Annotated in this window: 23 protein-coding genes; 10 read left to right on the top strand and 13 right to left on the bottom strand. The window is 66.1% G+C overall.

Features of this window, described 5'->3' with window-relative positions:
• Positions 1–5 precede the first annotated feature (5 nt).
• The 5 genes from AC1KVE_RS01660 to AC1KVE_RS01680 all read right to left on the bottom strand — a co-directional run bounded on the left by AC1KVE_RS01660 (position 6) and on the right by AC1KVE_RS01680 (position 5,315).
• A complete protein-coding gene (locus tag AC1KVE_RS01660; RefSeq protein WP_024938768.1) occupies positions 6–1,250 on the bottom strand; it encodes a cysteine desulfurase in 1,245 nt (414 codons plus the stop codon).
• Entirely contained in the window at positions 1,247–2,509 is a 1,263-nt protein-coding gene (sufD, locus tag AC1KVE_RS01665) for a Fe-S cluster assembly protein SufD (protein ID WP_184456916.1), read from the bottom strand. The genes AC1KVE_RS01660 and sufD overlap by 4 nt, the downstream gene beginning before the upstream one ends.
• The gene (sufC, locus tag AC1KVE_RS01670; protein WP_054591439.1) at positions 2,509–3,273 is read right to left on the bottom strand and encodes a Fe-S cluster assembly ATPase SufC; all 765 of its coding nucleotides are present in this window, start codon (positions 3,271–3,273) and stop codon (positions 2,509–2,511) included. The genes sufD and sufC overlap by 1 nt, the downstream gene beginning before the upstream one ends.
• Positions 3,274–3,382: 109 nt before the next feature.
• Positions 3,383–4,840: a Fe-S cluster assembly protein SufB gene (sufB, locus tag AC1KVE_RS01675; RefSeq protein ID WP_024938771.1), complete on the bottom strand. Its 1,458-nt coding sequence runs from the start codon at positions 4,838–4,840 to the stop codon at positions 3,383–3,385.
• A gap of 16 nt (positions 4,841–4,856) precedes the next feature.
• Complete coding sequence (locus AC1KVE_RS01680) at positions 4,857–5,315, bottom strand: SUF system Fe-S cluster assembly regulator (RefSeq protein WP_016902345.1); 459 nt, start codon at positions 5,313–5,315, stop codon at positions 4,857–4,859.
• Positions 5,316–5,489: 174 nt separating this feature from the next.
• Here AC1KVE_RS01680 and AC1KVE_RS01685 point away from each other — a divergent pair, with 174 nt between their 5' ends.
• Positions 5,490–5,957: an SET domain-containing protein gene (locus AC1KVE_RS01685; protein ID WP_016902346.1), complete on the top strand. Its 468-nt coding sequence runs from the start codon at positions 5,490–5,492 to the stop codon at positions 5,955–5,957.
• 106 nt (positions 5,958–6,063) lie between these two features.
• Complete coding sequence (locus tag AC1KVE_RS01690; RefSeq protein ID WP_184456918.1) at positions 6,064–6,606, top strand: type 1 glutamine amidotransferase domain-containing protein; 543 nt, start codon at positions 6,064–6,066, stop codon at positions 6,604–6,606.
• A 144-nt stretch (positions 6,607–6,750) separates the two neighbouring features.
• Here AC1KVE_RS01690 and AC1KVE_RS01695 read toward each other — a convergent pair whose 3' ends face one another.
• From AC1KVE_RS01695 to AC1KVE_RS01725, 7 genes are all read right to left on the bottom strand, one after another.
• Entirely contained in the window at positions 6,751–7,347 is a 597-nt protein-coding gene (locus AC1KVE_RS01695; protein ID WP_016902348.1) for a YceB family lipoprotein, read from the bottom strand.
• A 55-nt stretch (positions 7,348–7,402) separates the two neighbouring features.
• Positions 7,403–7,723 carry a hypothetical protein gene (locus AC1KVE_RS01700; RefSeq protein ID WP_080639692.1) on the bottom strand — a complete coding sequence of 107 codons (321 nt, stop codon included), beginning with the start codon at positions 7,721–7,723 and terminating at the stop codon, positions 7,403–7,405.
• A gap of 279 nt (positions 7,724–8,002) precedes the next feature.
• A complete protein-coding gene (locus AC1KVE_RS01705) occupies positions 8,003–8,311 on the bottom strand; it encodes a DUF3861 family protein (protein WP_024940752.1) in 309 nt (102 codons plus the stop codon).
• A 92-nt stretch (positions 8,312–8,403) separates the two neighbouring features.
• Entirely contained in the window at positions 8,404–9,024 is a 621-nt protein-coding gene (locus AC1KVE_RS01710) for a M23 family metallopeptidase (protein WP_167709251.1), read from the bottom strand.
• Between the two features lie 135 nt (positions 9,025–9,159).
• On the bottom strand, positions 9,160–9,585 hold the full coding sequence (locus AC1KVE_RS01715; RefSeq protein WP_026064288.1) for an HU family DNA-binding protein: 426 nt from the start codon (positions 9,583–9,585) through the stop codon (positions 9,160–9,162).
• A gap of 602 nt (positions 9,586–10,187) precedes the next feature.
• On the bottom strand, positions 10,188–11,033 hold the full coding sequence (gene proC / locus AC1KVE_RS01720) for a pyrroline-5-carboxylate reductase (RefSeq protein ID WP_039519851.1): 846 nt from the start codon (positions 11,031–11,033) through the stop codon (positions 10,188–10,190).
• Positions 11,034–11,094: 61 nt separating this feature from the next.
• On the bottom strand, positions 11,095–11,787 hold the full coding sequence (locus AC1KVE_RS01725; RefSeq protein ID WP_184433983.1) for a YggS family pyridoxal phosphate-dependent enzyme: 693 nt from the start codon (positions 11,785–11,787) through the stop codon (positions 11,095–11,097).
• A 322-nt stretch (positions 11,788–12,109) separates the two neighbouring features.
• Here AC1KVE_RS01725 and AC1KVE_RS01730 point away from each other — a divergent pair, with 322 nt between their 5' ends.
• The 3 genes from AC1KVE_RS01730 (at position 12,110) to AC1KVE_RS01740 (ending at position 15,346) form a co-directional block, all read left to right on the top strand.
• The gene (locus AC1KVE_RS01730) at positions 12,110–13,147 is read left to right on the top strand and encodes a type IV pilus twitching motility protein PilT (RefSeq protein WP_003489919.1); all 1,038 of its coding nucleotides are present in this window, start codon (positions 12,110–12,112) and stop codon (positions 13,145–13,147) included.
• Positions 13,148–13,259: 112 nt separating this feature from the next.
• Positions 13,260–14,390 (top strand): PilT/PilU family type 4a pilus ATPase, encoded by a 1,131-nt coding sequence (locus tag AC1KVE_RS01735; protein ID WP_016902355.1) that lies wholly within the window; start codon positions 13,260–13,262, stop codon positions 14,388–14,390.
• 281 nt (positions 14,391–14,671) lie between these two features.
• A complete protein-coding gene (locus tag AC1KVE_RS01740; protein ID WP_024940756.1) occupies positions 14,672–15,346 on the top strand; it encodes a YitT family protein in 675 nt (224 codons plus the stop codon).
• A gap of 137 nt (positions 15,347–15,483) precedes the next feature.
• Here the strand turns inward: AC1KVE_RS01740 and AC1KVE_RS01745 are convergent, their stop codons facing one another.
• Positions 15,484–16,029, bottom strand: a complete 546-nt coding sequence (locus AC1KVE_RS01745) for a DNA-3-methyladenine glycosylase I (protein WP_184456920.1) — start codon at positions 16,027–16,029, stop codon at positions 15,484–15,486.
• Positions 16,030–16,363: 334 nt separating this feature from the next.
• Between AC1KVE_RS01745 and AC1KVE_RS01750 the strand changes: the two genes are divergently transcribed.
• From AC1KVE_RS01750 to AC1KVE_RS01770, 5 genes are all read left to right on the top strand, one after another.
• A complete protein-coding gene (locus AC1KVE_RS01750; protein ID WP_104568189.1) occupies positions 16,364–16,930 on the top strand; it encodes a YqgE/AlgH family protein in 567 nt (188 codons plus the stop codon).
• Positions 16,923–17,390, top strand: a complete 468-nt coding sequence (gene ruvX / locus AC1KVE_RS01755; protein ID WP_481091991.1) for a Holliday junction resolvase RuvX — start codon at positions 16,923–16,925, stop codon at positions 17,388–17,390. The genes AC1KVE_RS01750 and ruvX overlap by 8 nt, the downstream gene beginning before the upstream one ends.
• 15 nt (positions 17,391–17,405) lie before the next feature.
• Positions 17,406–18,353: an aspartate carbamoyltransferase catalytic subunit gene (locus tag AC1KVE_RS01760; protein WP_016902360.1), complete on the top strand. Its 948-nt coding sequence runs from the start codon at positions 17,406–17,408 to the stop codon at positions 18,351–18,353.
• Between the two features lie 210 nt (positions 18,354–18,563).
• Entirely contained in the window at positions 18,564–19,004 is a 441-nt protein-coding gene (locus tag AC1KVE_RS01765) for an OsmC family protein (RefSeq protein ID WP_016902361.1), read from the top strand.
• 144 nt (positions 19,005–19,148) lie between these two features.
• Complete coding sequence (locus AC1KVE_RS01770; RefSeq protein ID WP_024939386.1) at positions 19,149–19,745, top strand: glycine zipper 2TM domain-containing protein; 597 nt, start codon at positions 19,149–19,151, stop codon at positions 19,743–19,745.
• Positions 19,746–19,818 lie beyond the last annotated feature (73 nt).

Raw genomic sequence — 19,818 nt, forward strand, 5'->3', positions numbered from 1 at the left:
CGCCGTCAACCCAGCAGGCGACGCACCTTCACCAACGCAGCAACAAAGCGCTCGATCTCGTCATGCGTGTTGTAGAACGCCAGCGAGGCACGGCAGGTGGCGGCGACGCCGTAGTACTGCAGCAGCGGGTGCGCGCAGTGCTGGCCCGAGCGGACCGCGACGCCTTCCAGGTCGAGCAGGGTGGCCAGGTCGTGGGCATGCGCGCCTTCGATCAGGAACGACACCACCGCGGCCTTGTCCGGCGTGGTGCCGAAGATGCGCAGGCCGTCGATGCGCTGCAGTTCTTCGGTGAAATGTGCCAGCAGCTCGGCTTCGCGCGCTTCCACGTGCGCCAGCCCGACCGACTCCAGGTAATCGACTGCCGCGCCCAGGCCGATGAAACCGGCGATGTTGGGGGTGCCGGCTTCGAACTTGTGCGGGGCATCATTGAACACCGTGCCCTCGAAACTGACTTCCTTGATCATCTCGCCGCCGCCCAGGAACGGCGGCATTGCCTGCAGGTGTTCGCGCCGTGCCCACAGCGCGCCGGTGCCAGTGGGCCCGCACATCTTGTGGCCGGTGATGGCGTAGAAATCGCAGCCGATGCCGGCCACGTCGATACGCCGATGCGGCGCGGCCTGCGAGCCGTCCACCACGGTGACGATGCCGCGCTTGCGCGCCTCGCGGCAGATCTCGCGCACCGGATTGACCGTGCCCAGCACATTGGACACATGCGTGATCGCCAGCAGCTTGACCTCCGGCGTCATCGCCTTGCGCAAGGCGTCCAGATCCAGCGCGCCGTCCGGGGTGATCTCGGCCACGCGGATGGTCGCGCCGGTGCGTTGCGCTACCAACTGCCACGGCACGATGTTGGCGTGGTGCTCCATGCGCGAAATCAGGATCACATCGCCAGCGCCCAGGCGCGGCAGCGCCCAGGAATAGGCGACCAGATTGATCGCAAAGGTCGTGCCGCTGCACAGCACCAGTTCGTCGGCACGCACGTTGAGAAAGCGGGCGAGCTTGCTGCGCGCGCCTTCGAAGGCGTCGGTGGCCTCGGTGCCCAGCGCATGCACCGCGCGGCTCACATTGGCGTTCTGACGGCGATAGAACTCGTCGGTTGCGGCGATGACCTGCAGCGGCTTCTGCCCGGTGTTGGCGTTGTCGAAATAGATCAGCGGCTTGCCATGCACCTGCCGCATCAGCAGCGGGAAATCCGAGCGCACGCGCTCCCAGTCCGGCGCGGCCAGTTGCGTGGCGGCGGGCGCGTTCATGCCACGCCTGCCGAGGCCAGTGCGCGGTCCAGCTGCAGCGCCAGCACCGCAGTCAGCGCGGCGGGGAGCACGCGCAGCGGCTCGTGGCAGAACGCGGCGCTCAACAGGCGCTGCGCCTCGGCCTGCGGCAGGCCGCGCGAGCGCAGATAGAACAAGGCATTGTCGTCGAGCTGGCCGACGGTGGCGCCATGCGCGGCCTGCACTTCCTCCGCATCGATCACCAGCACCGGCTGGGTGTCGATCTCGGCGTTGGCCGACAGCAGCAGATTCTTGTTCGACAGCCGCGCGTCGGTGCCATCGGCGCCGGGACGGATGTTGATGCCGCCGTGGAAGACCACCCGGCTGCGATCGGCGCCCACGCCGCGCCAGACCAGTTCGCAGGTGGTGTCGCGTGCGATGTGCGCGATGCCCAGACGTGTATCGACATGGCGGCGGCCGTTGCCGAGCAGCACGCCATTGGCGGTGAGCTGGGCGTTGTTGCCTTCCAGGCGCACGTTGAGCTCGTGGCGCGACAGGTTGGCACCCAGTTCCAGGTCCACGCGCTGGTAGCGCGCATTGCGCGCCAGCACCGCATCGGTGCGTAGCAGCGACGTTGCGTGCGCGCTGTCGGCCTGCACGCGCGCATGCGACAGCACCGCATCCTGGGCCAGATGCACATGCATCAGACTGTTGTGCAGATGCGCGGCATCGCCGACATGCAGGTGGTGCTCGACCACGTTCAGTGCCGCGCCGGCACGCAGTTCGATCAGGTGACGGTGGTGCCAGGACAGGTCGTGCTCGCCGGCCACGCCGATGAAGACCAGATGCAGCGGCGCCTCGATCTGCGCGCCGTCCTGCACGCGCACCAGTACGCCTTCGTCGGCAAGCGCAGCGTTGAGGCGCGCAAAGATTTCATCGCTGCCTTCGAAACGGCGGCCGAGCAACTGCTGCGCCTCGTCGCCGGCGGCCAGCGACGCTGACAAAGTGTCCAGCTGCACGCCGTCCGGCAGTGTCGACAGGTCGCTCAATGCGTCGGACGGGCGGCCGTTGACGAACACCAGCCGCGGCGACGGGATCTCGTCCAGCAGCGCGGCATCGATCAGCGTCGGCACCAGCGGCGCGGGCTGGAAGCTGCGCCGCTCCAGCTGCCGCAGCGAGGTGTACTTCCAGGCTTCGGCGCGCGGGCCGGGCAGGCCGGCCTGCAGCGCGGCATCGAGTTCGACCCGGCGCGCATCGTTACCGCTGAAGCCGCGGGCGAGGGATTCCAGCAGGGCGCTCATCAGGCAGCCGCCTCGGGCACCACGCGGTCCTTGAGGAAGTGGTAGCCGTGCTTTTCCAGCTCCAGCGCCAGTTCCGGGCCGCCGCTCTGCACGATGCGGCCTTCGGCCAGCACATGCACCACGTCCGGGGTGATGTAGTCGAGCAGGCGCTGATAGTGGGTGATCACCAGGAACGAACGCTCCGGCGAGCGCAGCGCGTTGACGCCGTCGGCCACGCTCTTGAGCGCATCGATGTCCAGGCCCGAATCGGTCTCGTCCAGGATGGCGAGCTTGGGCTCGAGCACGGCCAGCTGGAAGATCTCGTTGCGCTTCTTTTCGCCACCGGAGAAGCCTTCGTTGACGCCGCGATGCAGCAGCTCGTCCTTCAGATGCAGCACGGCCAGCTTCTGCCGCACCAGCTTGAGGAACTGCATCGAGTCCAGCTCGTCTTCGCCACGCGCCTTGCGCTGCGCATTGAGTGCGGCACGCAGGAAGTAGGTGTTGTTGACGCCGGGAATTTCCACCGGGTACTGGAAGGCCAGGAACAGGCCGGCGGCGGCGCGTTCTTCCGGCGGCAGCTCGAGCAGGTCCTTGCCTTCGAACTGCACGCTGCCGGCGCTGACCTCATAGCCGTCGCGCCCGGCCAGCACGTTGCCCAGCGTGGATTTGCCCGCGCCGTTGGGGCCCATGATGGCGTGCACCTGGCCCGGCTGGATGTCCAGCGACAGGCCCTTGAGGATGTCTTTGCCGGCAATGCTGGCGTGGAGGTTGTTGATCGTAAGCATGGGATTGGTTATTCGAAATTTGGGATTGGTAACAGCAGAAGAGCCAGGATGGCAGGGAGCGGGACGTTGCGAATCTCCAATCTCCAATGCCGAATCCCTGCAGGCAGCGTCAGCCGACGCTGCCTTCCAGCGAGACTTCCAGCAGCTTCTTGGCTTCCACCGCGAACTCCATCGGCAGCTCGCGGAATACCTGCTTGCAGAAGCCGTCGACGATCAGCGACACCGCGTCTTCCTGGCTGATGCCGCGCGCGCGGCAATAGAACAGCTGGTCGTCGCTGATCTTGGAGGTGGTGGCCTCGTGCTCGACGGTGGCGCCGGGATTCTTCACCTCGATATAGGGGAAGGTGTGCGCGCCGCACTGCTTGCCGATCAACAACGAGTCGCACTGGGTGTAGTTGCGCGCGCCGTCGGCATTGCGGTCCACCTTGACCAGACCGCGATAGGTGTTCTGTCCGCGGCCTGCACTGATGCCCTTGCTGACGATCTTGCTCTTGGTGCGCTTGCCGATGTGGATCATCTTGGTGCCGGTGTCGGCCTGCTGACGGTGATGGGTCAGCGCCACCGAGTGGAACTCGCCGACCGAGTCGTCGCCGATCAGCACGCAGGACGGATACTTCCAGGTGATCGCCGAGCCGGTTTCGACCTGGGTCCAGGTGACCTTGCTGCGCGCGCCACGGCATTCGGCACGCTTGGTGACGAAGTTGTAGATGCCGCCGCGGCCTTCCTCGTCGCCCGGGTACCAGTTCTGCACGGTCGAATACTTGATCTCGGCATCTTCCAGCGCCACCAGCTCGACCACCGCCGCGTGCAGCTGGTTTTCATCGCGCATTGGCGCGGTGCAGCCTTCCAGATACGACACGTAGGCCTTGTCCTCGCACACGATCAGGGTGCGCTCGAACTGCCCGGTGTGGCCGGCATTGATGCGGAAATAGGTGCTCAGTTCCATCGGGCAACGCACGCCCGCAGGAATGAACACGAAGCTGCCGTCGGAGAACACCGCCGAGTTGAGCGCGGCGAAATAGTTGTCGCCGACCGGCACCACGCTGCCCAGATACTGTTTGACGATCTCCGGATGTTCCTTGATCGCCTCGGACATCGAGCAGAAGATCACGCCCTTTTCGGCCAGTTCCTTGCGGAAGGTGGTGCCGACCGAGACCGAGTCGAACACCGCATCCACCGCCACGCCGGCCAGCCGGGCGCGCTCGTGCAACGGCACGCCGAGCTTGTCGTAGGTGTCGAGCAGTTCCTTGGGCACGTCGTCCAGCGAGGCGTACTTCGGGCCCTTGGGCGCGGAGTAATAGCTCAGCGCCTGGAAGTCGATCGGCGAGACCTTCAGCTTCGCCCATTCCGGCATCGGCATCTTCAGCCAGTGGCGATACGCCTCAAGACGCCAATCGGTCATCCATTGCGGCTCGTCCTTCTTGGCCGACAAGGCACGGATGACATCCTCGTCCAGGCCGGGCGGGAGCGAGTCCGATTCGATCTCGGTGATGAAGCCGGCGTCATAGCGTCGGCCCAGCCGTTCGATAATTTCGGCATTCTGCGGGGGTGCAAGTTCGGTGGCCATCGGGCTGCCTACAGGGTCAGGTGGTCGCGACGCGTGCGGCGATGGAACGCCGACGGCTGTCGCCAGGGAGAGAGAGGGGCTGCAACATCTGTGCGAGCGTGACGCGACGCAATGCATCGCCGACCACGTCGTTGATCAGGCGCCAGTTGGAACGCACCCCGCATGTCTGCGCGATGCCGCACTGGCTGTGGTCCTGGCTGCATTCGGTGATCGCCAGCGGGCCTTCCATCGCCTCGACGATTTCCACCAGCGTGATCTCGCTGGCCGCGCGCGCCAGCCGGTAGCCGCCGTGCACGCCGCGCAGCCCTTCGACCAGGCCCGCCTGCGATAGCGGCTTGAGGATCTTGCTCACGGTCGGCGCTTCCAGGCCGGCCTGCTCGGCAAGTTCGCTGGCGCTGAGCACCTGGCCGCAGCGCGCTGCCAGCACGGTCAGCACGACGGTGGCGTAATCGGTGAGTTTGGTGACGCGCAACATGAGGAAGGCGATAAATCCTAAAGCGGACCGAAATTGTACGCTTTTAGCCAGGGCAGGGCCACCTGCCTGGTTCAGCCGCCGGCAAGCAGCAGCCGTTGCGGGTACTGCTGCGCTTGTGCTTGGCGCATCGTCGCACTGCAGTCACAATGAGCGGCCCCATCACTGGACCCCTTCATGTCGCGCAAAGTTGCCGCCCGCAAGTCACGTATCCACGGCAATGGCATGTTCGCCCTCGCCGCGCTCCGCAAGGGCGAGCGCATCATCCAGTACAAGGGGCGCCTGCGCACGCACGCGGAAGTGGATGCCGATGACACCGGCGATGTGGAGAGCGGCCACACCTTCCTGTTCACGCTCAGCGACGACTACGTGCTGGATGCCAATTACGAAGGCAATGTCGCGCGCTGGATCAACCACAGCTGCAACCCCAATTGCGAGGCGGTGATCGAAGAAGCCGAGGGCGACGACCGCAGCAAGGACAAGATCTTCATTGAGGCCAAGCGCGCGATCAAGGCCGGCGAAGAGCTCACCTACAACTACGGCATCACCCTGGCCGAGCGGCATACGCCGCGTCTGAAGAAGATCTGGGCATGCCGCTGCGGGTCGAAGAACTGCACCGGCACGATGCTGCAGCCCAAGCGCTGAGCAGCAGTGTCCTGGCGCCGCACTGACGCGGCGCACACATCGATTCACTCGTGCGCAACAGGCGCACGCCTAGCGTGCGGGCTTCTTTTCAGTAAGGAGCTCCCGCATGTCGTATTCGCTCTCCGGCAAGACCATCGCAGTGCTGGCCACCGATGGCTTCGAACAATCCGAACTCATTGAGCCCAAGCGCCTGCTGGAATCCTGGGGCGCCAAGGTCGATGTGATTGCGCCCGGCGACGCTGCGCAGATTCGCGCCTGGAACAAGACCGATTGGGGCGATTCGGTGCCGGTGGACCAGCGGCTGGATCAGGCCAAGGTCGACAGCTACGATGCGCTGGTGCTGCCTGGCGGGGTGCTCAACCCCGACACCTTGCGCGGTGACGCCAAGGCGATCGTATTCATCCAGGCCTTTGCCAGTGCCGACAAGCCCGTTGCGGCGATCTGCCACGGCCCGTGGCTGCTGGTGGAAAGCGATCTGGTTCGCGACCGCGACGTCACCTCGTGGTCGTCGGTCAAGACCGACCTGCGCAATGCCGGCGCACGCTGGCAGGATGCGGAGGTGGTTGTCGACGGGTCGCTGATCACCAGCCGCAAGCCCGACGATATCCCGGCCTTTACCGCTGCAGTGGCCAAGGCCCTGGTGGCCTGATCGGTCCCTTGCAACGTTGAGATGAAAACAAAGGCCCGGCGTGGTGATGCCGGGCCTTTGTCTTGATCCGAGGGCCGCTTGCGCAGATCGGCGCGACGGCATGACGGCGTGTTTCAAGCCATGCGTCGCAACTGGCGCGTCAGCCTATTTCCCGGACAGTGCAGCGGCCGGCACCAGCTGCTCGATGTTCTGGTTGAAATTCACCGCGACGCGGCCGTTCTGGATGCCGACCGACTCCACCTGCACATTGCCCATCACCGCCGCGATGGCCGGATCGATGCGATAGATCGGCTCCTTGCGCGCGTAATCGGCCAGCCAGGCATTGAGCAGCTGGCGGGTGCTGTGGTCGAGTTTTGCACCAGCGTTGGCCGGCCGGAAATCATCGATGGTGGGCTGATCGAGATAAAAGCCCTGCTTGGCCGTGTCGTAGCGCAGTGCGCTGGTCAAGGTCACATTGCCGACCGGTGCAGGCGCGCCGCCGGCAGTGGCGAGCGCCAGGTCGAAGGCCATCTTGAGCCGGTCGCCCGGCGGCAGCGATAGTGCCGGATTGCTGACCGTCATCTCGACCAGGCCGCCCAGTGCATCGTGCGTCTGCGGGAAGCGGCCACCCAGGAATTGCTGCAGGTCGCTGCCCTGTACGCTGATCTGGTGTCCCTGGATCTGCGGGGTCGCCCACGCGCTGGTCGTGGGTAGCGCCAGAGCGAGGGCAAGCATGGATCCGGCAAGCGAACGCAGTTTCATCGGGTGACTCCGGCAACAGGTGCGATCACCTTAGTCGGTGCCGGTGAACCGTGGGTTAGCGCAATACCGGGTGCAGGGTGGCCGAGTAGATCTCCCAGTCGTCGCTGCCGCTGCGCGGCTGCAGCCGGTAGGCGCCGACCAGGCGTTGAGTGCCGGTGTCGGTGCGCACGATCAATTGCACAGGCACTTCGATCCGGCGCGGGGGCTGTTCCTGATCCAGTGCGATGGGCGCGTCGTTATTGATACGCATCGACTGGATATTGCCGATACCGCGCAGCGCCGCATCGTCCGGCACCGGGGCAGGACGACCGCCGCTCCACAGTGCATCGGCATCGCCACGTGCCGCACCTGGCAACGCGCCCAGGTATCGCTGCACGGTCGCGCTTGCTTTGGCGAAGTTGGCGCGCGCAACCGCATCGTCAGGGGTGGCATCGCTTGCGGGTCGTGCGGGCGTGTTGTCTGTGGTGGCGGTAGTCGGCGTTTGCGTCGCCGCGTCAACGTGCGAGGACGCTGCCGCGTTGCCCGTTTCTTTGTCAGCGCTGCGATGGCAACTGCAACCGGCGATTGCCGTTGCCAGCATGACGATCCCCAACCCACGCATGGCGCATCTCCCGTCCCCGATGCGCGCAGTGTAGCGGTCGCCGCGACGCCGGTCTCAGGTGCCGGCGGCCGGTTGCACGCGTTGCAGGCGTTCCAGCAGCAACTGCAGTTTTGGCCGCAAGGCCTCCAGTGCATCGCTTGGCTGCGCGCGCGGGCGGGCGGCCAGGTCTTCCAGCAGCTGCGAGCCGACCGTCAGCGCCGCGCATTCGTCGCTGCTCAGATCGCGTCGCAGGTGCAGCTCCTCGAGCAGCCGCATCCAGTCGGCCCGCGAGCGCTGTTCGAATTCGATGGTGCAGCGATCGCTGCAGGGGCGGCCATCGCTCTCGATGGGCGTGACCGTAATGCGATAGCGTTTTCGGGACATGGAGAGGGCGTCGTTCCTTGGGCTGACTCCACCATAGGCGTAGCCAGCAACGGCCTCGATAGCTCAGGCCATGACGCAGTGTTCCAGCATGCTCACTGTGCCGGCTGTGGCACGGGTTTGCGCAGCAGCGGCAGTGGATCGTACGCACCGTTGCGCCCATAGACACCATAGTGCAGATGTGGCGGCGTGCCGCGCGCGTTGCCGGTGGTGCCGACCATGCCGAGCGCTGTGCCGGGCTCGACGACATCGCCAACGGCCAACCCGGCGGCCCAATCGTCCAGGTGCGCGTAGTAATGGCGCTCCATCGCCGGCCCGAGCACCCAGACCTGCTTGCCGCCCAGGCCTTGATCGCGGATGGCGCTGACCACCCCGCGTGTTGCGGACAGCACCGGCGTGCCGCGCGGCGCGAAGATATCCACGCCGGCATGGCGTCGGTCGCGACCGCGCGGTGCGCCGAAGGTATCGGCGATTCGGCGCGCCTGCACGCCTTCGACCGGAACCGACAACTGCACGGGTGGCGGCATGCGCGACAGCTCCCAACTGGTACGCAGTTGTTCGGCGACCGGCAACTGCCATGCCCAACGCGCGGCCACACCCAGGGCGCACAGCAGCGCAATCGACACCAGCAGCCGGCGCAGGCGGCGCGCGGGGCTGCGGGTTGCCGATGACGGCGGTGTGGGTGGGCGAGGAGACGACGGATCGGTCACATGCACCTGCTGCGTTGCAAATCAGCGTACAGGGTAGGCAAGCGGCGATGAGCGGCATGTGGGGAGTGATGCGGGCGGTCACGCGCGCGCACAAAAAAGACGGCCCGCAGGCCGCCTTCGTGACAACGCAGGCGTGCTCGATTAGAGCGCGGCGTCCTTCAACTTCTTCAGCAGGCGAGCCTTGACCTTGAAGCTGGCCGGCTTCGCTGCAAAGGTCTGCTCTTCCTTGGTGAACGGGTTGATGCCCTTGCGCTTCGGCTTGGCCGGCACATGGACGCTGGTCAGCTTCAGCATGCCCGGCAGGGTGAACGAGCCGGCGCCCTTCTTGCTCAGCGACGAATGAGCGGCCGATTCCAGCGTCGCCAGAACAGCGCGGACGTCCTTCGGAGCCAGCTGGGTGGATTCGGCAATGTGCGCGACCAGGCCGGTCTTGCTCAGCGCTTCCTTGATCGGCTTCGGCGCAGCGGACTTGGCAGCAGCGGCCTTGGCCGGCTTTGCGGTCTTGGTCGCGGCGACCTTTTTCACTGCCTTCTTGGGGGCAGCCTTCTTAGCGGCGGTTTTTGCCATGAGTTATGTGTTCCGTGATCGTTGGTGGTGTTGGGTCTGCCGACCCAGTCGGCAACGCGAAATGTAGGGCAACTGCTGCGCGCCGCCAATAGGGAAACGATGAAACAACCGAAAAAAAGCGTCTTTTGACGGGGATTCGTTCACCGGCGGCAGAAAACCTCCGCGAAAGCGCTGTCCACACGGCTACGAGGCGCAGGGCGATGCGGTGTCTGACGCATAGCAGCAGATCGTTTGCGCGAAGCCGTGTGTGCGTTTTGCATCGAGCTCGCCGCTGAGGAGTGGCTACGGCGTGCAGCTGGCGGTGGCGTTCGCTGCCGCGATCAGCGTTGCTGCGTGGCTACGCCTTGCAGGAGACGTCTGGCGTCGCCGGCTGTTGGTGCGTGTTCCTGAGGCCTTGTTTTGATCCGTCGACCCGCTGCGTTCGCGCTGTTGCTGCCATCTGCGCCAGTCACGTGCGCCGGGTTTTTTCCTGCACCTGGCAGGCGCCGATGCGCGACGTGTCGTGACGGTTCCACTGCACGGTCGCCGTGGCACTCCCGCGCGCGGCACGGCCGGCCGCTGCAAGACATTCCTGCTTTGGACGATGTCCCGTCACCGGTCGACTAATCATTGGCCGCCGACAGGCTACGGCCGCGCTCGGTCGCTGCGGCAATCGCCTTGGCGGTGAGCGCTTCGAACTGGCCGGCCTGAAATGTCTCGATTGCCGCCTGCGTGGTGCCGTTGGGCGAGGTCACCCGGCGGCGGAGCAGCTCCGGTGCTTCGCCCGATTCGGTCAGCATGCGCGAGGCACCGAGCAGGGTCTGCAGCACCAGCGTGCGTGCGGTGTCGGCTGGCAGGCCTTGCGCCTGCGCGGCGGCTTCCATCGCTTCGGCCAGCAGAAACACATAGGCTGGCCCGCTGCCGGAGACCGCGGTCACCGCATCCATCTGCGCCTCGTCGTCGATCCAGACGGTGACGCCGGCGCTCTCCAGCAGGCCGGTTGCCTGCGCGCGTTGCGCGTCGGAGACGCGTGGATTGGCATACAAGCCGGTGACGCCGGCACCGAGCAGGGCGGGTGTGTTGGGCATTGCGCGCACCACCGCAAGCTCGCCGCCGGACCAGCGCTCCAGCTGCGGAGCGGTGATGCCGGCGGCGATGGACAGCAGCAGCGGCTGCTGCGCCTGCGCAAGATCGGCCAGCTGCGCGCATACCGCTGGCAGCACCTGCGGCTTGACCGCCAGCACCCAGATGGCTGCGCCGTCCACGGCGCTGCGCGCCTGCTCCACCGCATGCACGCCGAAGTCGCGCGACAGCGCATCGCGCAGTTCGGCCACCGGCTCGGCGACGCGGATGCTGGCCGCGGGCACGCCTTGGCGGATCAGCCCGGCAATCAGGCTGCGCGCCATGTTGCCGCCGCCGACGAATGCGGTGATTGCAGCGGAAGGCGCGGGCGAGGAAGGCAGAGTCATTGCGACACCTTAAGTAAGAGGAAACGGCGATGCGCTACGCGAGGCCGATCGGGACGGACGGTCAGGATGCTGCAGCAGCCGACGAGCCGCGTTCGCCGAACAACGCAGTCCCGACCCGCACCATGGTCGCGCCGGCCGCGATCGCTTCGGCAAAATCCGAGCTCATGCCCATCGACAAGGTATCCACCTGCGGGTAGCGGTGCTTGAGTTCTTCGAACAGTGCCTGCATGCGGGTAAACGCTGCCATGCGGCGCGCCTGCTCGGGGAATGGCGCGGGAATCGCCATCAGGCCGCGCAGTTGCAGCCGCGGCTGCAGCGCGATGGCCGCGGCCAGGCCGTCGACCGCCTCCGGCGCGCAACCGTGCTTGCTGTCCTCGTCGTCGATGTTGACCTGGATCAGCACATTCAAGGGTGCGCGACCGGCCGGGCGGTGGTTGGCCAGCGGCGCGATCAGCTTGGCGCGGTCCACGGTCTGCACCCAGTCGAACCACTGGCTGGCCAGTTCGGCCTTGTTGGATTGCAGGTGGCCGATCAGGTGCCACTCCAGGCCGAGCGTCTGCAGTTGAGCAATCTTGCTTTGCGCTTCCTGCACGTAGTTTTCGCCGAATGCGCGCTGGCCCTGCGCCGCCAACGCGGCAACCGCATCTGCCGGCCGGGTCTTGGACACCGCCAGCAGGCGCACATCGGCGCGCGCGTGCCGAGCCGCGGCGGCGTGGATGGCATCGAGAATCTGCTGCAGCGACGAAGCCGGCACGTTGCAATCCAGTCGGGAAAGGAACGCTATAGTGCCGCCCCCGGCTGCGTCCTTCCAGCCGGCGCGTCGGATCGGGCCGGCGATGACGCTGCAGTGGCGCCAGCCCGCGCCGAGCCTGCCCACAGGCGGGGCGAGCTGGCGATCGGCGCGGCGCTGGCCCAGGCAAGGACCGTGCCCGCACCGCGTGCCCAAACCAACGCCTTCAGGCGCGCCCGACGGCGCCGGCCTGAACCGGCCGCGCGCCGCTTCCCGCCAGCAGCCAGAACGCTATACTGCCGCTCGGGGAGTACCTTCCAATCGCAGCCTAGGGGAAAAGCAGCGCATGGATATCGCTGAACTATTGGCGTTTTCCGTCAAAAACAAGGCATCGGACCTGCATCTGTCGGCCGGCTTGCCGCCGATGATCCGTGTCGATGGCGATGTCCGTCGCATCAATATTCCGGCCCTGGACCACAAGCAGGTGCACGCGCTGGTCTACGACATCATGTCGGACAAGCAGCGTCGCGATTACGAGGAATTCCTCGAGGTCGACTTCTCGTTCGAGATTCCGTCGCTGGCGCGCTTCCGCGTCAATGCGTTCAACCAGAACCGCGGCGCCGGTGCGGTGTTCCGCACCATTCCGTCCGAAGTGCTGACGCTGGAGGACCTGGGCTGCCCGCCGATCTTCCGCCAGTTGATCGACCAGCCGCAGGGTTTGATCCTGGTCACCGGCCCGACCGGTTCGGGCAAGTCGACCACGCTCGCCGGCATGATCGACTACATCAACAAGAACGAATACGGCCACATCCTCACGGTCGAGGATCCGATCGAATTCGTGCATACCTCGCAGAAGTGCCTGATCAACCAGCGCGAAGTGCACCGCGATACGCACGGCTTCAACGAAGCGCTGCGTTCGGCGCTGCGCGAAGATCCAGACATCATCCTGGTCGGCGAATTACGCGATCTGGAAACCATCCGCCTGGCGCTGACCGCCGCCGAAACCGGCCACCTGGTGTTCGGCACCCTGCACACCAGCTCGGCGGCCAAGACCATCGACCGCATCATCGACGTGTTTCCGGCCGGCGAAAAGCCGATGGTGCGCTCGATGCTGTCCGAGTCGCTGCGCGCGGTGATTTCGCAGGCGCTGCTGAAGAAGGTCGGCGGCGGACGCACCGCGGCCTGGGAAATCATGGTCGGCACCCCGGCCATCCGCAACCTGATCCGCGAGGACAAGGTGGCGCAGATGTATTCCTCGATCCAGACCGGCCAGCAATACGGCATGCAGACGCTGGACCAGCATCTGCAGGACCTGGTCAAGCGCAGCCTGATCACGCGCAACCAGGCACGCGAGTACGCCAAGGACAAGCGGATATTCGAGTAGCCGGGATTCGGGATTCGGGATTGGGGGTTCGCAACGGCGGCTCCCTGACCGGACCCCGCTCTTGCGAATCCCGAATCTCCCATCCCGAATCCCTGCTCCCGAGGAGCACGCCATGAGCACCATCGACTTCACCTCCTTCCTCAAGCTGATGGCGCACCAGAAGGCGTCGGATCTGTTCATCACCTCGGGGATGCCGCCGGCGATCAAGGTGCACGGCAAGATCAGTCCGATCACCCAGACCCCGCTGACCGCGCAACAGAGCCGCGATCTGGTGTTGAACGTGATGACGCCGTCGCAGCGCGAAGAATTCGAAAAGACCCACGAGTGCAATTTCGCCATCGGCGTGTCCGGGGTCGGGCGCTTTCGCGTGAGCTGCTTCTACCAGCGCAACCAGGTCGGCATGGTGCTGCGCCGGATCGAAACGCGCATCCCCACGGTGGAAGAGTTGAGCCTGCCACCGGTGATCAAGACGCTGGCGATGACCAAGCGCGGCATCATCATCTTCGTCGGCGCCACCGGCACCGGCAAGTCCACCTCGCTGGCGGCGATGATCGGTTACCGCAACCAGAATTCCACCGGGCACATCATCACCATCGAAGACCCGATCGAATTCGTGCACAAGCACGAGGGCTGCATCATCACCCAGCGCGAAGTCGGCATCGATACTGACAGCTGGGAAAACGCGCTGAAAAACACCCTGCGCCAGGCGCCGGACGTGATCATGATTGGCGAGGTGCGCACCCGCGAAGGCATGGATCATGCCGTGGCCTTCGCCGAAACCGGCCATCTGGTGCTGTGCACCCTGCACGCCAACAACGCCAACCAGGCGATGGACCGTATCATCAACTTCTTCCCGGAAGACCGCCGCAACCAGTTGCTGATGGACCTGTCGCTCAATCTCAAGGGCGTGGTCGCGCAGCAGTTGATTCCGACCCCGGATGGCCGCGGCCGCCGCGTGGCGATGGAGATCATGCTAGGCACACCGCTGGTGCAGGACTACATCCGCGACGGCGAGATCCACAAGCTCAAGGAGATCATGAAGGAGTCCACCAACCTGGGCATGCGCACCTTCGACCAGAGTCTGTTCGAGCTGTACCAGGCCGGTGAGATCAGCTACGAAGACGCGCTGCGCTACGCCGACTCGCAGAACGAGGTGCGCCTGCGCATCAAGCTGTCGCAGGGCGGCGACGCCAAGACCCTGGCGCAGGGCCTGGATGGCGTGGAGATCGCCGAGGTTCGCTGAGCGCCTGCAGGAGCGCGGCACGCCGTGGCGGATGGCCGGGCGTGCATGGAGGCGGGATGGCCTGCGTCGGCTTCGCTGCAGCGTCCTGCGTACAGCTGTTTCGCACGCGATGCCGGCGGCGGGCGCCGCCATGGCCGATGACCGTGCAACGTCGCAACGCACGCGTGGGGTGATGTTTCAGATGTAACCAGGCGGGCCGATAGTGTCTAATATCCGCACCCCACCGCAGTGCCCAGCCCGTGAGCCTTCCCGATTCCGATCTCCGTCCGGAGCAACAGCCGTTGCCCGACGACGGCACAGTGATGACTTCCGGTCCGTTGACGCCGCCACCGGATTCGGCCGGCACCCCGGCCGACGATCACGCGTTTCACCACTCGGTGGCCGAGGACGTGCAGGGCATGGTGCTGGCGACGCTGGTGGCTTCGCTGGGCCTGGCGATCTTCGCCAAGGGCGGCCTGATGATCGGCGGCATGGCCGGCGTGGCGTTCCTGCTGCATTACGCGCTGCACTGGAACTTCGGCCTGGTGTTCGTGCTGGTCAACCTGCCGTTCTATTGGCTGAGCGTGCGCCGCATGGGCTGGGAATTCACCCTGAAGACCTTTGCCGCGGTAGGCGCCTGCGGTGCGCTCACCGACCTGCTGCCGCGCTGGGCCGATTACGCGCACATCAGCACGCTGTTTTCGGCGATCGTCGGCGGCGCGCTGGCGGGCCTGGGCATCCTGTTCTTCATCCGCCACCGCGGTAGCCTGGGAGGCATCGGCATCCTGGCGGTGTACCTGCAGCGCGAACGCGGCTGGAGCGCCGGCAAGGTGCAGATGAGTTTCGATGCGATGCTGATGCTGGTCGCCTTCAGCGTCCTCACCCCGGACAAGGTGCTGTACTCGGCGCTGGGTGCGTTGATGCTGAGCCTGGTGCTGATGTTCAATCACCGCCCGCATCGTTATATGGGCGTTTGATCCAACGCGTTACCTGAAGCCCTTGGTGCCGCTGCGATCGGCAGCGGCACCCATCACGCCGGAGCGGCAAATGCGCATTGCCACCGCAACTGTGCGCAGTACAGCTCCCCGCCGGCGTCTGCTCGCTGACGTAGCCGCTAGGCCTTGCCGTGCTGCAGCCACGGCGGCGACAGCGCCTGGATGCGCTTAAACACCGGGCAATCGGCATGGTGCGCGCCGGGCAGGTAGCCCAGGCTCATAAGGAACTCGCCGGTGATCTCGCCGCCGGTGAAGCGGAAGGTCTTCTTGAACAGCTTGACCCAGGCGGTTTTGTCGAGCGGATGCTGTGCATCCAGCCATTGCGCGAAACTGCCGTGCGAGGCGCGTAACTGCTGGATGACCTGCGCATTGTGGATGGCGGCCAGCACCTTCAACCGGTTGCGGATGATGCCGGCATCGCCGAGCAGTCGCGCAATGTCGCTCTCGCCATAGGCGGCCACCGTGTCCACGTCGAAGCCGTCGTAGGCGCGCTGGAAGTTGCTGCGCTTGCGCAGGATGGTTTCCCAACTCAGCCCGGCCTGATTGATCTCCAGCACCAGGCGCTCGAACAGCTCGCGCTCGTCGCGCTGCGGGAAGCCGTATTCGTGGTCGTGGTAGTGCCCGTGGACCGGATGGCCCGGGGCGATGCTGCAGTAGCCGCTCATGAGATGCCTGTTGATAGGTGGAGCAGGTGTAGGTGGACCAGCGGCCGGCGCGACGGCCGGGAGTCCGGCCCGCCACGATAGCGACCGAACAGCGACGCGTGGGTGCACGCATCGACTGCGGTGCCGTAGCAGATCGATCGCAGTGCGGCGCAGTCTCGGGGTCCGCGCCGCGCAGCCGCCAGCAATCTGAACGGGCCGGCCTTGCCTGCCGGGTGCCATCGGTGGTGTCTGCGAGGCCGCTGTCATCGGCAGCATCGGCAGTCCGGTGCCGCCCGCGTGCAGCAAGTATGGCAGCGGCTCTGCGCGCGACGAAGCGAACGGCTAGAATGCGGCCATGTCTGTTTTGCCCACGCCTCTGGCCAACCAACTGCTGATCGCGCTTCCGGCGCTGTCCGATCCCACCTTTTCGCGCAGCGTTGCGCTGATCTGCCAGCATGACGAGAACGGCGCCATGGGCGTGCTGGTCAACCGGCCCTCCGAATACACGCTGGGCGAGGTCCTGTCGCAAATGGGCATCGACACCGTCGACGAACAACTGCGCGAGCAGATCGTGCTCAGCGGCGGGCCGGTGCACCCGGAGCGCGGTTTCGTCATCCACGACGATGCGCGCGACTGGGATTCCAGCCTGGAAGTGGGGCAGGGTGTCTACCTGACCACCTCGCGCGACATTCTCGAAGCGATGGCGGCCGGCGAAGGCCCGCGCAATGCGCTGGTGGCGCTGGGCTGTGCCGGCTGGGGCGCGGGGCAACTGGAATTCGAACTGGGCGAGAACAGCTGGCTGACCGCGCCGTCGGATGCCAATGTGCTGTTCGCCACCGCGCTGGAAGATCGCTGGCAGACCGCTGCCGGGCGCATCGGCGTGGATCTGTTCCGGCTGACGGATTATTCCGGGCATGCCTGAGGCGGGCGCGATCCGCCCGGATGGCACGGTGCTGGGCTTCGACGTGGGATCGCGCCGCATCGGCGTGGCCATCGGCACTGCGCTCGGTGCCGGTGCGCGTGCGGTGGCCGTCATCAATGTGCATGCCAATGGCCCGGACTGGGTCGCGCTGGATCGCGTGCACAAGCAATGGCGCCCCGACGGCCTGGTGGTCGGCGACCCGCTGACCCTGGACGACAAGGACCAACCCGCACGCAAGCGCGCGCATGCCTTCGCCCGCCAACTGCGCGAGCGCTATGCGCTGCCGGTGGTGCTGATCGACGAGCGCTCCAGTTCGGTCGAAGCCGCGCAGCGTTTCGCGCGCGCGCGCGCCGACGGGCGCAAGCGCCGCCGTGATGCCGAGGCGCTGGACGCGATGGCGGCCGCGGTGATCGTCGAACGCTGGTTGGCCGCGCCCGACCAAGCCACTCTTCTTCCCTGACACTCCCGACCTGCGATGACCACCATGCAACTCGATTCGGACGGACGCCTGCGCCACCTGCTCACCCTGGAAGGACTGCCGCGCACCACGCTGCTGCAGCTGCTTGATCGTGCCGGCCAGATCCGCGATGCGGCGGTGGGGCGCGTGGGCAAGCGCAGCGTGCTCGCTGGCACCGCGGTGTGCACGCTGTTCTTTGAACCGTCCACGCGCACGCGCAGCTCGTTTCATCTGGCTGCGCAGCGGCTGGGCGCGGACGTGCTCAACTTCGATGCCTCCACCTCGTCCACCCGCAAGGGCGAGACCGCGCGCGACACGCTGAAGAATCTTGAGGCGATGGGCGTACGCGGCTTCGTGGTGCGCCATCCCGACGACGGTGCGGTGGAAGCGCTGGCGGCGGCCGCAGGCGAGGGCACCGCCTTGATCAACGCCGGTGACGGACGCAGTTCGCATCCCACCCAGGGCCTGCTCGACATGCTCACCCTGCGCCAGGCCAAGGGCACCGATTTCTCCAAGCTCAAGGTGGTGATTGTCGGCGACGTGAAGCACTCACGCGTTGCGCGCTCGGACCTGCATGCACTGCGCACGCTGGGCGCCGGCGAGATCCGCGTCTGCGGTCCGGCCAGCCTGCTGCCCGACGACGACATGCTGGATGGTTGCGTGGTCGGCCAGGACTTCGACGCGATGCTGGAAGGTGCCGACGCCTTGATGATGCTGCGCCTGCAGCGCGAGCGCATGGAAGAAGGCCTGGTGCCGTCGCTGGAGCAATACCACGCCGTCTATGGGCTGACCCGCGAGCGCCTGGCACGCGCCGGCCGCGACGCCGCCGTGCTGCATCCGGGCCCGATCAACCGCGGCGTGGAAATCACCGACGAAGTCGCCGACGGCGCGCAATCGTGCGTGCTGCGCCAGGTCGCCAACGGCGTGGCGGTGCGCATGGCCGTACTGGAAACCCTGCTGGGTTGAGCCAGCCCAGCGACGCGACCGCGCACCCACACTGCGGTCGCGGTCGCCGCCGGCCGCGCGTTTCCGCGCAGACGCTCGCAAAGCCCTTGCCATCAGAACCCGCACGCGGCCTGCTCTTACGATTCCCGATTCCCGATTCCCGATTCCAGCCACCACGCCATAACATCCACTCGCCTATCGTGGCCGCTCCTTTCATCGCAGGAGATCGCAATGGGTATTTCGCGTCACGCCACCGCTCACTGGGAAGGCGACCTCAAGACCGGCAAGGGCCAGCTCAGCACGCCGCAAAGCGGGCTGATGGACAAGACCCGCTACGCCTTCAGCAGCCGCTTCGGCGACGAGAAGGGCACCAACCCGGAAGAGCTGATCGCCGCCGCGCACGCCGGCTGCTTCACCATGGCGCTGTCGGCACAGCTGAGTGAAGCGGGTTTTCCGCCGACCTCGCTGGATACGCGCGCAGACGTGGATCTGTCGATGGAAGGCGGCCCGCAGCTGTCGCAGATCCGCCTCAAGCTCAAGGCCGTGGTGCCGGGGATTGACGAAGCCAAGTTCCGCGAACTGGCCGACACCGCGAAGAAGAACTGCCCGGTGTCCAAGGCGCTGAGCGCCGTGCCGATCAGTCTGGAAAGCGAGTTTTCCAACCAGGCGTGATTCCCTGCGTGCGCCGGCGATGGCTGCCGGCGCACGCAGCTGGCGGCGACCTGAATAGGGCGTTGCAAGGGCGGTTTGGTTCAGGGCGGTTTCACTGGCGCAGGCCGAGCATCGGCAGCGTGTCCTCCCTGTGAAGCTGCCGCAATGAAAACTCTTGTGCTTGGTGCTCTGGTGATGGGTCTGGCAGTTGCAGGCAATGCAACGGCGCAGCGCTATGACAGCGGCTACTACGGACGTGGCAGCGATGAGGATGGTCGCTACGAATATGCGCGGGTAGTGCGCGTGGACCCGATCATCGTGACCGATTCGTATAACGAGCGCAGCAGCGAGCGCTGCTACAACCGCCCGGCCGATGGCTACTACACCCGCAACGACGGCTACTACCGCGATGGCGGCAGCTATGGCCAGGCTGGTGTGTCCAACCGTGGCGTGGCCAGCGTGATCGGTGGTATCGCCGGTGCGGTGCTTGGTAGCCAGGTCGGTGGCGGCAATGGCCGCCTGGTCGGCACCGCGGTCGGCACCATGGCCGGCGTCGCGGCGGGCCGCTCGATCTACGAAGCCAATAATCGCAACTATCAGGGCAACGTCAGCGTCTGCGAGCCGGTGTCCTACCGGCGCGAACGCGATCGTGTCGATGGCTACGACGTGACCTACGAATACGCCGGCCGCACCTATCACACGCGTAGCGACTACAACCCGGGCGACCGCATCCGCGTGCGCGTGGACGTGCGCCCGGACTGACCGCCGCGCTGCCGCACGCTTCGGTCAGGCGATCGACATCGGCCGATGGAATGACGAAAACGCTGCGGGCCAC

This window comes from Xanthomonas sp. NCPPB 2864 (assembly GCF_056675615.1).